Here is a 13,283-nt window from a genome sequence, read left to right on the forward strand (position 1 = left end):
CCACGTGACCGTTTGGTTAACGGCCCGGCACTTTCTGCCGTGGCCCGCCGCCCCGATCCCCGACGCTCTGTTGTTTTTACGGACCTTTCTGACTGGCACGGCGCTGGCATGACGCAGAGCGCAACAGTTCGTGGACGCCCCGCCTATGCAGAAACTGCTCGCTACCCTCCTGACCGCCGCCGCCCTGGCCGGACTCGCGTCTCCGGTCCTGGCCCAGTCGCGGATCAAGGACATCGCCGCGGTCGAGGGCGTCCGCTCCAACCAGCTGGTTGGCTACGGCCTCGTGGTCGGGCTGAACGGCACGGGCGACAGCCTGCGCAACTGCCCCTTCACCCGGCAGTCGCTGGAAGGCATGACCGAGCGGCTCGGCGTCAACATCCGCGGGGCCAACGCCAACTCCAAGAACATGGCCGCCATCATGGTGACGGCCGAGCTGCCACCCTTCGCAACCCCGGGTGCCCGCATCGACGTGAATGTCTCCTCGATGTGTGACGCCAAGAGCCTGCTGGGCGGCACCCTGCTGGTGACCAGCCTCCAGGGCGCCGACGGCCAGGTCTATGCCGTCGCCCAGGGCTCGGTTCAGACCGGCGCGGTCTCCGGCGGCGGGGCCTCGGGCTCGTCCGTCACCCGCGGCGTGCCCACCGCCGGCCGCATCGCCTCGGGTGCCACGGTCGAGCGCGAGACGGGCTTCCACCTCGCCAATATGAACGAGGTCCGCCTGACCCTGCGCAATCCCGACTTCACGACGGCCCAGCGCATGGCCGCCGCGATCAACCAGGTCTATCCGGACACCGCCCTCGCCGAGAACGGCACCGTCGTCGCCCTGCGCGCGCCGGGCCAGATGGGCATGGCCGGCTTCATCAGCCGGGTCGAGAACCTCGAGGTCATGGTTGACTCCCCGGCGCGCGTGATCGTCGACGAGGTCAACGGCGTCATCGTCATGGGCGAAGCGGTCCGCGTCTCAACCGTCGCCATCGCCCAGGGCAATCTGACCATCTCGGTTCAGGAAAGCCCGACCGCCAGCCAGCCCACCCCCTTCAGTCGCGGCGGCGAGACCGTCGTCCTTCCCCAGACCGATGTGGCGGTCGAGGAGGAACTGGGTCGCCAGATGCGGATCGTCGGCGGCGGGACGTCGCTCTCCACCCTGGTCAACGGTCTCAACGCTCTCGGCGTCAGCCCGCGCGACATGATCAGCATCCTGCAGGCCATCAAGGCCGCCGGCGCCCTCCAGGCCGAAATCGAGGTGATGTGATGATCCAGTCCACCGTCTCCCCCGCCACCCTGCCCCCGGCTGCGCCGCCGGCCGTGACCGCCCGGATGCGCGAAACGGCCGAGCAGTTCGAGGCCTCCTTCCTGTCCCAGATGCTCAAGCCGATGTTCGAAGGCCTCTCGACCGAGGCCCCCTTCGGCGGCGGTGAGGCCGAAGGCACCTGGCGAGGCTTCCTCGTCGACGCCATGGCCAAACAGGCCGTCCGCGGCGGCGGCATCGGCCTGGCCGATCAGGTCGTCGCCCAGATGCTGAAAATGCAGGAGCAGGGTCAATGACCGACACCGCCACGCTGAACGCCACGGCCCGTGTTCGCCAGCTGACCGACCTGACGACCCGCCTGACCGCTCGCCTGAGCGAAGAGTCGAAGGTCTTCGAATCCCATCGCCCCCAGGACGCCGCCGCCGCCCTGGCCGGCACCCAGGATCTCGCCAACACCTACCGGCGCGAGTCGGCCCAGCTGAAGGCCGACCCCGCGTCGGTCGCCGCCGCATCGCTGGCCGACAAGACCGCCCTGATCCGCGCCACCGAAGCCTTTGAGGCGGTGCTGTCGCGTCATGCCCGTGCCGTTGAGGCCGCCCGCATCATCTCGGAGGGCCTCGTCCGCACCATCGCCGCAGAGGTCAATGACCAGCGCGGCAGCCCTTCCGCCTACGGCGCGACGGGCCGGGCCAACGCCGGCGACGGACGCGCCGTGGCGTTCAACCGCCAGGCCTGAATGCGCCGTTAAGCTTCTTCGTGGAGCCAGTGTTCATTTCCATGCAGTAACCGGTAGACATGAACACAAAGTCCCGTCTCCTCGGTATGGCCTTCGCTGCAGCCGACACCCTGCTTGAACTCCAGGCTGATGGACGCGTCGATATCGCGCTTGGAGCCGGCCCTTGCCCGGGCGGCAGCGGTGCGGACTGCTGGAGCGGTGCCCTGCTGACGGAGCTCGTCGGCAAGGCGGGCCAGAAACCTTTGATCGATGCGCTGGCGGCGATCCGGCCAAATGAGCGCCCCGCGCCGATCGAGGTCCTGATCAGCTGCGACACGGAATATGTCCGTCGTGCCCGCCTGCGGCTTTTCCAGCTTCCCGACCTGGCCCCGGCCATTTCCTGCGCCATCACCTATGAAGGCGCGCCCTTCACGCTCACCGTCCCTGAGGCGCCCAGCTTCCTGTCGGCTGACGGGCTGCTGTCACGCGTGCGCGGTTCGATCCTCACCCGGGGCGAGCCGGTCGCCGTCGCCTTCGTCGACGTCCCCGGCCTTGATGCCCCCGGCGAGGCCAACCAGCGCGCCGCGGCCCGTGTCGCCGCCGTCCTCCAGGCCTCGTCCGTCGACGGCGTTTCGGCCGCGCGCCTCGCCCCTGAACGGTTTGCCCTGGTCCGCGACGCCAACTCCCCGACCGATCTGGCCGCCGAGGTTCGCGATGCCGGCGCGGCCGAAGGTATCGATCTTGTCGCCCGCACGACCGAGGCCGCCCTGTCCGGCGGGGTCGGTGCCGAGCCGACGGTTCGCGCGCTGCGCTTCGCGCTTGAGGCCTGCATCAAGGATGGCGGCGTCGAGGGGGCTGGCGCGGCCTTCTCGGAAAGCCTGAAGCGCACGCTCAAGGAGGCCGAACGCTTCGGGGCCATGGTCAAGAGCCGCGACTTCGCCCTCGAGTACCAACCCATCGTCGACCTCGGGACCGGGGTCACGCACCATTTCGAGGCCCTCGCCCGCTTCGGGTCCCGCGGCCCCGCCGACTCCATCCGGCTGGCGGAAGAGCTCGGCCTGATTGAGGGTTTCGACCTCGCCGTCGCCGAAAAGGCGCTGCAACAGCTGCGGCGGCCCGGCTTCGGCCTGACCCGGATCGCGGTCAATGTCTCCGGAGCCTCACTCGGCACCGATGCCTATGTGGAGGGCCTGCTGCGGCTCACGGCGTCCGCGCCGGACATCCGCAACCGGATCCTGATCGAGGTCACCGAGACCGCCGCCGTGGCCGACATCGAGGCCGCCGCCCGTCGCCTCACCGCCGTGCGCAAGGCAGGCATCAAGATCTGCCTCGACGATTTCGGCGTCGGTGCCGCCTCGCTCGACTATCTGCACCGCCTGCCGGCCGACACCGTCAAGATCGACGGCCGGTTCGTGCGCGAGATCACCAGCGACAGCCGCGCGCGCGACCTGGTCGCCCACCTGGTCGAACTGTGCGGCGACCTGAAAATGTCCACGATCGCCGAAATGATCGAGACCGACGAACAGGCGACCGCCATACGGTCGCTCGGCGTCGGCTATGGCCAGGGATGGTTGTTTGGTCGACCGGCCTCCGAACCGACCGTCGCCGTAGCCCAGCCGGTCACCGCGCGTCGCCGCGGGGCGGTTGCGAGCTGGGGCTAGGGCCTGGCCCCGAGGGCTAAGGCCAGGACGTCAGTCGCGCGGTGCTGCGTCGCGGCGGGCGCGAACCCGGACCCGCTTGGGCCGCGGAAGGCTGAGGGCGAAGACGAGCGCCATCAGCGTGGCGGAAAGGCCGAAGCCGATTTCCAGAGCGCTGATCATCATCGTCTGATCTCCAAAAGCCTGTACCAAGCTCGAAGATGCGGTCGAAGCCGCTATCGCGCAAGCCATTTCGGCAATAGCGCTGCTCCAGGACGCATGAGACCATGCCGCCGGAGGAGATTTCATGCGCCGTATTCCCGCCTGCGCCGCCATCGTCCTGGCTGCCGCCCTGTCGGCCTGCGCCCACGCGCCTCAAGGTGCGACCGGGCCCGCCGACTATTCCCCGATCGCCGGCGAACCGGCCCCGCCCAATGCCCGCTACTACGCCGAGTGCATCGCCCAGGCGGCCGGCTCAGGACGCTTCCGTCGCGCTTCTGACGGCGGCGGCGACGAGCTGATCCTGTTCACCTGCACCGGGGCGCCTGCCCGTGCCTTCTGGGACGTCCTCGGCCCGTGGAGCGTGGCGCACGACTCTGCCTTCGTCCATGCCGGCCGCCGCTATCGCTCGACCGCCAGGGTCGTCGCCAATATGTACGGCGTCGATTCCTGCTCGGTGGACGCCTCGGACTCTGACCCTCGCTGCGTCATCACCTTCAACGCCGGGGACTTCCTCGACGGCCAATAGCCGCAATGGCGGACCATCGCCCGACGGCCTAGGTAGGAGCCGTGACCCTGTCCGATGATCCCGAAGCCCGCCGCCAGGCCGCCGTCAGCCGCATTGAGGCCGAGACCGGCATCAACGAACCGATGATCGCGCGACTGGTCGACGCCTTCTACGACCGCGTCCGCGCCGATCCGCTGCTCAGGCCGGTCTTCGCCGACCGGATCAGTGACTGGGGGCCGCACCTCGAGCAGATGCGCCGGTTCTGGTCGTCCGTGGCCCTGATGAGCGGCGTCTATCACGGTCGCCCGATGCCCAAACACCTGCCCCTGCCGGTCGACGCCCACCATTTCGATCGCTGGCTGGAACTGTTCGAGGCCACGGCCGCCGAGGTCTGCCCACCAAGGGCCGCGGCGCATTTCGTCGAACGCGCTCGACGGATCGCGGAGAGCCTCGAACTGGGTATCGCCGGGGCCCACGGCGTGCTGCTCCGCAAGGGCGAACGCTATCTGCGACCGACCGAAGCGTGGCTGCCGCCAGCCTGACGCTGTCCCTGCTGACACATGATGTCAGCAAGGCCTGTCCTGCCGATGGTGTTCCTACATTGTTCTTGCTGAATTCCGCGAATTGCTCCCCATATAGCGGCGTCGCACCGGACCCTCCCCGGCCCTGTCGCGTTCCCTGACTCCCAGCCATCAGGCCCCATGACCGAAAAGCACAACTTCATCCGCGTGCGCGGTGCCCGCGAGCACAATCTCAAGGGCGTCGACCTCGACATCCCGCGGGAGCAGCTCGTGGTCATGACCGGCCTGTCGGGCTCGGGCAAAAGCTCGCTCGCCTTCGACACCATCTACGCCGAGGGGCAGCGTCGCTACGTCGAGAGCCTGAGCGCCTACGCCCGCCAGTTCCTCGAACTGATGGGCAAGCCTGACGTGGACCTGATCGAGGGCCTGTCCCCGGCCATCTCGATCGAACAGAAGACCACCTCGAAGAACCCGCGCTCGACCGTCGGCACGGTGACCGAGATCCACGACTATATGCGCCTGCTGTGGGCGCGCGTCGGCGTGCCCTATTCGCCCGCCACCGGCCTGCCGATCGAGAGCCAGACCATCTCCATGATGGTCGACAAGCTGACCGCCCTGCCCGAGGGTGAACGCCTGCTGCTGCTGGCCCCCGTCGTCCGTGGCCGCAAGGGCGAATACCGCAAGGAAATGGCCGAGTGGCAGCGCGTCGGCTTCCAGCGCGTCAAGATCGACGGCGAATTCTACGCCATCGAGGACGCTCCGACGCTCGACAAGAAGTTCAAGCACGACATCGACATCGTCGTGGACCGGATCGTCACCAAGGCCGGGCTCGAAAGCCGTTATGCCGACAGCCTGCAGACCGCCCTGGGTCTCGCCGACGGCATCGCCGTGGCCGAATGGGCCAGCATCGCCGAGGGTGAGACCGCCCCGCGCCGGCTGACCTTCTCCGAGAAATTCGCCTGCCCGGTCTCCGGCTTCACGATCAGCGAGATCGAGCCCCGGCTTTTCTCGTTCAACAACCCCTTCGGCGCCTGTCCGACCTGCGACGGTCTGGGGGTCAAGCTGGCCTTCGACGCCGACCTGGTCATCCCCGACCGCGACAAGACCCTGCACAAGGGTGCCGTGGCCCCGTGGTCGCGCGGCCCCTCGCCGCTCTACACCCAGACCCTGCAGTCGCTCAGCCGCCACTACGGCTTCTCGATGGACGTGGCCTGGCGCGAGCTGCCGGAAAAGGCCCAGACCGTCATCCTGCGCGGCACCGGGTCCGAGAAGATCAAATTCACCTATGACGACAACGCCCGCAAATATGAGGTCTCCAAGGCCTTCGAGGGCGTGCTGCCGAACCTCGAGCGTCGCTGGCGCGAGACCGATTCCTCATGGGTCCGCGAGGAGCTGGGCCGGTTCCAGTCCGAGACTCCGTGCGAGGTCTGCCACGGCAAACGCCTCAAGCCCGAGGCCCTCGCGGTCAAGGTCGCGGCCACGGACATCGCCGAGGTCTCCTGGCTGTCGATCAAACAGGCCCACGCCTGGTTCACCGACCTCGACGGCAAGCTGACCGACAAGCAGATGGAGATCGGCCGGCGCATCCTGAAAGAGATCACCGACCGGCTGCGCTTCCTGAACAACGTCGGCCTCGACTATCTCAGCCTGTCGCGCGCCTCGGGCACCCTGTCCGGCGGCGAGAGCCAGCGCATCCGCCTGGCCTCCCAGATCGGCTCCGGCCTGACCGGCGTGCTGTACGTTCTGGACGAGCCGTCCATCGGCCTGCACCAGCGCGACAACTCCCGCCTGCTGGAAAGCCTGCGCGGCCTGCGCGACCTCGGCAATTCCGTCCTCGTCGTCGAACATGACGAGGAGGCCATCCTGACCGCCGACTATGTCATCGACATGGGCCCCGCCGCCGGCGTCCACGGCGGCGAGGTCTGCGCCCAGGGCACGCCGGCCGAGGTCATGGCGGATGCGAAGTCCCTGACCGCCAAATACCTGACCGGCGAGCGCGAGATCGAACTGCCCGCCGAGGGCCGCCGCCCGGTCGACCGCAAGAAGATGCTCCGCGTCTCCGGCGCCACCGGCAACAATCTGAAGAACGTCACCGGCGAGATTCCCGGCGGCCTGTTCACCTGCGTCACCGGCGTGTCCGGCGGCGGCAAGTCGACCTTCACAATCGAGACCCTCTACAAGGCCGCCGCCCGACGGCTGCACAACGCCTCCGACGCCCCCGCCCCGTTCGATCGCATTGAGGGGCTGGAGCTGTTCGACAAGGTCATCGATATCGACCAGTCACCGATCGGCCGCACCCCGCGCTCGAACCCGGCCACCTATACCGGTGCCTTCGGTCCGATCCGGGACTGGTACGCCGGCCTGCCGGAGTCAAAAGCCCGCGGGTATGGCCCCGGTCGCTTCTCGTTCAACGTCAAGGGCGGTCGGTGCGAGGCCTGCCAGGGCGACGGCCTGATCAAGATCGAGATGCATTTCCTGCCGGACGTCTACGTCACCTGCGACGTCTGCAAGGGCAAACGCTACAACCGCGAAACGCTCGAGATCGTCTTCAAGGGCAAGTCGATCAGCGACGTCCTCGACATGACGGTCGAGGAGGCCGCGTCCTTCTTCAAGGCGGTGCCCTCGATCCGCGACAAGATGCTGACCCTGAACCGCGTCGGCCTCGGCTATGTCCAGGTCGGGCAGTCCGCGACCACCCTCTCGGGCGGCGAGGCCCAGCGGGTCAAACTGTCGAAGGAGCTCTCGAAGCGGGCCACCGGCAAGACCCTCTACATCCTCGATGAGCCCACGACGGGCCTGCATTTCGAGGACACGAGGAAGCTGCTGGAGGTGCTTCAGGAGCTGGTCGACAACGGCAACACCATCGTGGTGATCGAGCACAATCTCGACGTCATCAAGGTGGCCGACTGGCTGCTCGACTTCGGGCCCGAGGGCGGCGACGGCGGCGGCGAGATCGTTGCGGTCGGCACCCCCGAACAGGTCGCCGCCAATCCGAAGAGCTGGACCGGCAAATACCTGAAAGAGATCCTCGACCGCCACGAGGTCCGCCGCAAGGCGCGGGTCGCGGCCCTCAAAAAGAGCGCCTGACGGCTCAGGCCGGCCCGGCGACCGGGTCCGGAGCGGCTTCGACGCCGTGACCGCGGGTGCGGCCGCGCAGGGCCAGCACGAGCGTGCCGGTCAGCAGGACCGCCGTCGTCACCAGACTGGCCTCGGGTCCGAAGCTCGCGCCGGTCAGCCACCAGGCCGCGCCCGGGGCACCGGTCAGGTCGGTGATCAGCGGCAGGCTGTCGATCTTCATCCCGGACACTTCCAGCCCGAAGCCCAGGCCCAGCAGCCAGTTCCAGGCCGCATGCCAGCCGCAGACACCCCACAGCGAGCCCTCCCGCACGGCGTAGAGGCTGATGAACAGGCCGAACAGGACGATGTTGGCCAGCCCGACATACAGCTCGTTGGACGGCTCGATATTGCCGGCATGGGCGAGGGCGAACAGGGCCGAGTTGCCGATCACCGCGATCCACAGACCGTGCCGCGAGGCGATCAGCTGCATCAGCCAGCCCCGGAACAGCAGCTCCTCCGACGAGCCCTGGATGATGAAGCCCAGCATCAGCACACCGATGGGAAGCAGGGCCGCACCGACCGCGGCGGAGCCGAATGCCCCCGCGCCCTCGACGACATAGCCGCCCGCTGCCCAGATGATCCCGACCACGCCGCCGAGGAAGGCCAGACCGATCAGATAGCCGCGCAGGAAGCGCATCGGCCCCTTCGCATTCAGGCCCAGCGCAGCCGGCCCGCGCCGCTCGAACAGCCAGGCCCAGAGCAGCACCAGCACCGATCCCAGGCCGAAGGAGGCAACCAGCTCATAGGCCAGCTGCGGCCAGCCGTCCGACCCGCCGCCCGGCGTCACGAACCCCGTCGCAATGGCCGGCAGGAAGGCGCCCAGCTGCCCACCGACCATAAAGACCGCGCCGAGCACAATGGCCGCGAGGGTCCAGGTCCGGCGATGCCTCAGCTTGCGCGGGGCGTAGAGTTCAATGCCGGCCATGCGGCGCTCCTTGTGAAAGCTCTGCGGACATCAGTCCGTCCCGGCATGAGGCCGCGACGCCGCAGAATGGATGCGGGGCGCGTGGAATTCCCTTCACCGGGCCTCCCCGCACCCCGAAGCCGCTCTCTATTCAGACGCCGCAGCGCCCTCGGCCGGACCAACGATATCGCGATAGGCGGCCGAGAACGGCGCATAGAGGACGGCGACGGTCAGGGCGTAGACGAAGGCGTTCACGACCGAAGAAGCGATGATCCACGGGTTCGTCGGGTTGAAGTCCCGGAACATTTCGGTGGGGTCGCCGCCCATGTTTCCGAACATGGACATGCCGCCCATCATGCTGATCGGCATCGCCACGATCCCGGCCAGAAGCGAGACGATGACCACCATGACGAAGGCGATGAATGCCATGCCCAACAGGGGCCAGAACCGGCCCTTGGTCACGGCGAATGAATCGAAGATGGCGAATTTCTTCTGAGCGATCGTGATCGGCACGGCCAGGCTCCAGCGCACCGCGAGCCAGATCATGAAGGCAATGGCCGCCAGCATGGCCAGCACCATCACCAGAGCACCCCAGCCCTCGATGGCACTGATGGCGATCCCGCCGATGACGGCCGCGGCGACCACGGCGATACAGGCCGCGATCGAGTACAGAATGGCGATGACGATGGTCACGACGAAGACCCGCACCTCATCCATGCCGAGACGCATATATCCGAAACCGCTGGTCCCGGGCGTGAGCACAGCCCGGGCGATCGCCGCCATCAGCACGGCACCGATGACCAGCGACAGGGGAATGGCCCAGGCCATGTGGCTCATCGCCGCGACGTAGGATTCCATGATCGGGACCAGAGCCTCGGGCGAGCTCGGCGGCGGGCCGGCCTCCAGGGCCTCCACCTGCTCCATCCATACCGACATGGACCGCATCATGCCGCCGGCCGCGAACAGGGTGGCCAGGGTGTAGACCAGATAGAGCAGCGTCCAGCCCACTAGGGCGACGGGGTTGCGGCGGACGAGGCGGAAGCCTTCGAACGCCGCGTCAGTTGCGGAAAACGCCATGGGTCGTTCCTTCTTCGGGATAGTGCTTGGTTCAGTGGGCCGGTTCGGGCGAGACGGTCTCTTCCACCACGGCCGGCTGTGAAGTCCCGGCGAGTTGCCGGCAGGCTGAGGCAAAGGGCGCGACCATCAGCGTCATGAACGCCCCGTACACCCACGAGAGGACCAGCCCGCCCACGACCAGCCATGGCCAGTTGACCGCCATCCACGCGCTTACCCCCTCAAAGGGGTTCGCATCATGGCCCGCGCCTTCAAAGGCCGATCCGGTGGCCGCGATGAGCCCCCCCGCCGCCAGGACGACGACGAGGACGACCACGAAGTAGATGACCAGGATCATCAGGCCGATCAGCAGCTGCATGCCCAGCAGCGACCAGCCCTTGCCCGCCGCCAGCTTCCAGCCCTGGGCGAAGGCGAAGTCCCGGTACAGCACGCTGGCGGGCGCGATCAGGCTGACGCGCGCCAGCCCCCAGAGCAGCGCGACGATCATCGCCAGCCCCACGAGCCCGCAGGTCCAGAGGGCCACCGCCTCGCCCTGGGGCCAGAGGCCGAAGCCGAGCGCGACGCACAGCAGGATGCCGAGGATCATCACGATATAGATGCCGATGCCGATCGCGAGCCCCGCGACCGCGACGCGCAGTTCATCCATGCCCAGCCGCACGGAAAAGAACGAGCGCTCGTCCGGTCGAAGGACGGCGCGGAAAATGGCGGTATAGACAATCCCCATCCCCAGATACTGCCCCAGATTGGCCAGCAGGGAGGCCATCTGGAACTGCATCATCTGGGCGAACATGCCTTCGGAAAACGCGGAATCTGCCGCGGCACCCGAGTCAGGGTCCGGCATGTTGGCGAACATCTCGCCCATCGCCGGGAACATCAGGCCGAGCGCGGCAAACATGGGGGCCACCATCAGCAGACCCCAGGCGAAGACCGCAAACGGTCGCCGGCCGATCAGGCCGAACCCGTCTCCGATCGACGTGCCGATCGAGAATCTCTTCATAGCCCCCTCCTCTTTCCCCGCCTCACGCTAGCCCGGATTGCCTTGCCCCGCTAGAAGCCGCCCATGACGGACACCATCCAGCCTGTACACATCATCGGCGGCGGCCTTGCCGGTTCAGAAGCCGCCTGGCAGATCGCCCGTGCCGGCGTGCCCGTGGTCCTGCACGAAATGCGCGGCGTGCCGGGCGTGAAGACCGACGCCCACAACACAGACGGCCTCGCTGAGCTGGTCTGTTCCAACTCTTTCCGCTCGGACGACTGGGAGCACAACGCCGTCGGCCTGCTGCACGCCGAGATGCGCGCGCTCGACTCCATCATCATGAGCTGCGGCGACGCCCATCAGGTCCCCGCCGGCGGTGCCCTCGCCGTCGACCGCGACGGCTTCTCGCAGGCCGTGACGGCGAAGCTCGAAGCCCACCCCCTGATCACCGTCGTGCGCGAGGAGATCGCCGGCCTGCCGCCGGAAGAGTGGGACAATGTGATCGTCGCCACCGGCCCCCTGACCTCTCCGGCCCTCGCCGAGGCCATCCTCAAACTGACCGGAGAGGACGCGCTCAGCTTCTTCGACGCCATCGCCCCGATCGTCCACGCCGACTCCATCGACTTCGACATCGCCTGGCGCCAGTCGCGCTACGACAAGGAAGGCCCGGGCGGCGACGCCGCGGCCTACGTCAACTGCCCCATGGACAAGGCCCAGTACGAGGCCTTCATCGACGCCCTGCTGGACGGGCCCAAGGCCGAGTTCAAGGAGTGGGAGAACGTCCCCTATTTCGACGGCTGCCTGCCTATCGAGGTCATGGCCGAGCGCGGCCGCGAAACCCTGCGCCACGGCCCGATGAAGCCCGTCGGCCTGACCAATCCGCGTGATCCCCAGGTCAAGTCCTACGCCATCGTCCAGCTGCGTCAGGACAATGCCCTCGGCACCCTGTTCAACATGGTCGGCTTCCAGACCAAGCTGAAGCACGGGGCCCAGGCCGAGGTTTTCCGCATGATCCCCGGCCTGCACGAGGCCCAGTTCGCCCGCCTCGGCGGCCTGCACCGCAACACCTTCCTCAACAGCCCCAAACTGCTGGACCGCCAGCTCCGCCTGAAAGCCATGCCACGCCTGCGCTTCGCCGGCCAGGTCACCGGCGTCGAGGGCTATGTCGAGAGCGCCGCCATGGGCCTTCTGACCGGCCGCCTCGCCGCCGCAGAGCGCCTGGGCCGCCCGCTGGAGGCACCGCCGGTTCACACCGCCCTCGGAGCCCTCGTCGAACACATCACCGGCGGCCACCTCGACGGCCCCGGCGGCATCTCCAAATTCCAGCCGATGAACATCAACTACGGCCTGCTCCCGCCGCTCGAGGCCCCCAAGGTCGACGAGGCCGGGGTCAAGATCCCGATGAAGGAGCGCGGCCGGGCCAAGAAGCGGCTGATGAGCCTGCGCGCCCTGGAGGCGTTGAAGGCGTGGCGGGACGCGGCTTGATCGTCGAGCCCGCCAAGGTCGCGATCCGCCGCCGGATCACCGACCTGTTCAACGACGCCGCAAAGGGCGAGCGCCCCATCCTGCGCCGAGCCGACGCACTGTTCGCCCCGGACTCCGTCGCCTGGCGGGTCAATGGCGACATCGTCACCATGATGATCGGCGGCGTTTCCGGCCTGCTGCTGCAGATGCTGCATCCGGCGGTGCTGGCCGGCGTCTGGGACCATTCCGACTTCCGCTCCGACATGCACGGCCGACTGCGGCGTACGGCCAAATTCATCGCCGTCACCACCTATGATCACGCCGAATACGGCATCGCCGCCATCGACCGGGTGCGCGGCATCCACGACCGGATCGGCGGCGTCCTGCCCGACGGGACGCCCTATCGCGTCAGCGACCCGGCCCTTCTGGCCTGGGTCCATGTCACCGAAGCGATCAGCTTCCTGAACGCCTGGATCCGCTACGCCGAGCCCGACATGCCGCGGGCCGACCAGGACCGCTATTTCGCCGAAATGGCGGTCGTCGCCGAACGGCTTGGCGCCGACCCGGTGCCGCACGACCGCGCGGCCGCCGAGGCGCTGATCCGGTCGATGCACCCGCCCCTGCGCGCCGATGCCCGGACCCGGGAGGTGGCACAGCTGGTGCTGAACCAGTCGGTCGGTGCCGCCATGACCGACGCCGCCTCGGCCGTCATCATGCAGGCGGGGGTCGACCTTCTGCCCGACTGGGCGCGACAGATGCACGGACTGAAGACCCCACCGGCACCGGTGGTCCGCGGAAGCGCCCGCCTGCTGGCCCGCACCCTCGGCTGGGCCTACCAAGGCTCACCGAACCTGGAGGTCTGGCCTGACGAGGTGACTGTCTGGCCGCGAGACTGACGA

Annotated in this window: 13 protein-coding genes; 9 read left to right on the forward strand and 4 right to left on the reverse strand. The window is 68.0% G+C overall.

Annotated features, from left to right (window positions below; genetic code table 11):
* Positions 1 to 145: 145 nt before the first annotated feature.
* The 4 genes from KB221_08925 to KB221_08940 all read left to right on the forward strand — a co-directional run bounded on the left by KB221_08925 (position 146) and on the right by KB221_08940 (position 3,625).
* The gene (locus KB221_08925) at positions 146 to 1,252 is read left to right on the forward strand and encodes a flagellar basal body P-ring protein FlgI (GenBank protein ID WIY68225.1); all 1,107 of its coding nucleotides are present in this window, start codon (positions 146 to 148) and stop codon (positions 1,250 to 1,252) included.
* Positions 1,252 to 1,545 carry a rod-binding protein gene (locus KB221_08930; GenBank protein WIY68226.1) on the forward strand — a complete coding sequence of 98 codons (294 nt, stop codon included), beginning with the start codon at positions 1,252 to 1,254 and terminating at the stop codon, positions 1,543 to 1,545. The genes KB221_08925 and KB221_08930 overlap by 1 nt, the downstream gene beginning before the upstream one ends.
* The gene (locus KB221_08935; protein WIY68227.1) at positions 1,542 to 1,985 is read left to right on the forward strand and encodes a flagellar basal-body protein FlbY; all 444 of its coding nucleotides are present in this window, start codon (positions 1,542 to 1,544) and stop codon (positions 1,983 to 1,985) included. The genes KB221_08930 and KB221_08935 overlap by 4 nt, the downstream gene beginning before the upstream one ends.
* Before the next feature lie 86 nt (positions 1,986 to 2,071).
* Entirely contained in the window at positions 2,072 to 3,625 is a 1,554-nt protein-coding gene (locus KB221_08940; protein WIY68228.1) for an EAL domain-containing protein, read from the forward strand.
* A 30-nt stretch (positions 3,626 to 3,655) separates the two neighbouring features.
* Here the strand turns inward: KB221_08940 and KB221_08945 are convergent, their stop codons facing one another.
* Positions 3,656 to 3,787 carry a hypothetical protein gene (locus KB221_08945; GenBank protein WIY68229.1) on the reverse strand — a complete coding sequence of 44 codons (132 nt, stop codon included), beginning with the start codon at positions 3,785 to 3,787 and terminating at the stop codon, positions 3,656 to 3,658.
* Between the two features lie 121 nt (positions 3,788 to 3,908).
* On the opposite strand from KB221_08945, the gene KB221_08950 reads away from it, so the two are divergent.
* From KB221_08950 to uvrA, 3 genes are all read left to right on the forward strand, one after another.
* Positions 3,909 to 4,349, forward strand: a complete 441-nt coding sequence (locus KB221_08950; GenBank protein ID WIY68230.1) for a hypothetical protein — start codon at positions 3,909 to 3,911, stop codon at positions 4,347 to 4,349.
* Between the two features lie 41 nt (positions 4,350 to 4,390).
* A complete protein-coding gene (locus tag KB221_08955; protein ID WIY68231.1) occupies positions 4,391 to 4,870 on the forward strand; it encodes a group III truncated hemoglobin in 480 nt (159 codons plus the stop codon).
* A 159-nt stretch (positions 4,871 to 5,029) separates the two neighbouring features.
* Entirely contained in the window at positions 5,030 to 7,936 is a 2,907-nt protein-coding gene (gene uvrA / locus KB221_08960; protein ID WIY68232.1) for an excinuclease ABC subunit UvrA, read from the forward strand.
* Positions 7,937 to 7,940: 4 nt separating this feature from the next.
* Here the strand turns inward: uvrA and KB221_08965 are convergent, their stop codons facing one another.
* The 3 genes from KB221_08965 to KB221_08975 all read right to left on the reverse strand — a co-directional run bounded on the left by KB221_08965 (position 7,941) and on the right by KB221_08975 (position 10,941).
* Entirely contained in the window at positions 7,941 to 8,891 is a 951-nt protein-coding gene (locus tag KB221_08965) for a type II CAAX endopeptidase family protein (GenBank protein WIY68233.1), read from the reverse strand.
* Between the two features lie 126 nt (positions 8,892 to 9,017).
* The gene (locus KB221_08970) at positions 9,018 to 9,947 is read right to left on the reverse strand and encodes a hypothetical protein (protein ID WIY68234.1); all 930 of its coding nucleotides are present in this window, start codon (positions 9,945 to 9,947) and stop codon (positions 9,018 to 9,020) included.
* A 31-nt stretch (positions 9,948 to 9,978) separates the two neighbouring features.
* The gene (locus KB221_08975; GenBank protein WIY68235.1) at positions 9,979 to 10,941 is read right to left on the reverse strand and encodes a hypothetical protein; all 963 of its coding nucleotides are present in this window, start codon (positions 10,939 to 10,941) and stop codon (positions 9,979 to 9,981) included.
* 63 nt (positions 10,942 to 11,004) lie between these two features.
* Between KB221_08975 and trmFO the strand changes: the two genes are divergently transcribed.
* Positions 11,005 to 12,405: a methylenetetrahydrofolate--tRNA-(uracil(54)-C(5))-methyltransferase (FADH(2)-oxidizing) TrmFO gene (gene trmFO / locus KB221_08980; GenBank protein ID WIY68236.1), complete on the forward strand. Its 1,401-nt coding sequence runs from the start codon at positions 11,005 to 11,007 to the stop codon at positions 12,403 to 12,405.
* Positions 12,402 to 13,280: an oxygenase MpaB family protein gene (locus tag KB221_08985; GenBank protein WIY68237.1), complete on the forward strand. Its 879-nt coding sequence runs from the start codon at positions 12,402 to 12,404 to the stop codon at positions 13,278 to 13,280. Before trmFO ends, KB221_08985 begins: the two co-directional genes overlap by 4 nt.
* Positions 13,281 to 13,283: the final 3 nt, after the last annotated feature.

It is taken from the genome of Aquidulcibacter paucihalophilus (assembly GCA_030285985.1).
Classification (GTDB): domain Bacteria; phylum Pseudomonadota; class Alphaproteobacteria; order Caulobacterales; family Caulobacteraceae; genus Brevundimonas.

What these genes read in the sequence shown, in the direction of transcription:
- KB221_08925 (WIY68225.1), top strand. Translation starts at nt 146, where the DNA reads ATGCAGAAACTGCTCGCTACCCTCCTGACCGCCGCCGCCCTGGCCGGA.
- KB221_08930 (WIY68226.1), top strand. Translation starts at nt 1,252, where the DNA reads ATGATCCAGTCCACCGTCTCCCCCGCCACCCTGCCCCCGGCTGCGCCG.
- KB221_08935 (WIY68227.1), top strand. Translation starts at nt 1,542, where the DNA reads ATGACCGACACCGCCACGCTGAACGCCACGGCCCGTGTTCGCCAGCTG.
- KB221_08940 (WIY68228.1), top strand. Translation starts at nt 2,072, where the DNA reads ATGGCCTTCGCTGCAGCCGACACCCTGCTTGAACTCCAGGCTGATGGA.
- KB221_08945 (WIY68229.1), bottom strand. Translation starts at nt 3,787, where the DNA reads ATGATGATCAGCGCTCTGGAAATCGGCTTCGGCCTTTCCGCCACGCTG.
- KB221_08950 (WIY68230.1), top strand. Translation starts at nt 3,909, where the DNA reads ATGCGCCGTATTCCCGCCTGCGCCGCCATCGTCCTGGCTGCCGCCCTG.
- uvrA (WIY68232.1), top strand. Translation starts at nt 5,030, where the DNA reads ATGACCGAAAAGCACAACTTCATCCGCGTGCGCGGTGCCCGCGAGCAC.
- KB221_08965 (WIY68233.1), bottom strand. Translation starts at nt 8,891, where the DNA reads ATGGCCGGCATTGAACTCTACGCCCCGCGCAAGCTGAGGCATCGCCGG.
- KB221_08970 (WIY68234.1), bottom strand. Translation starts at nt 9,947, where the DNA reads ATGGCGTTTTCCGCAACTGACGCGGCGTTCGAAGGCTTCCGCCTCGTC.
- KB221_08975 (WIY68235.1), bottom strand. Translation starts at nt 10,941, where the DNA reads ATGAAGAGATTCTCGATCGGCACGTCGATCGGAGACGGGTTCGGCCTG.
- trmFO (WIY68236.1), top strand. Translation starts at nt 11,005, where the DNA reads ATGACGGACACCATCCAGCCTGTACACATCATCGGCGGCGGCCTTGCC.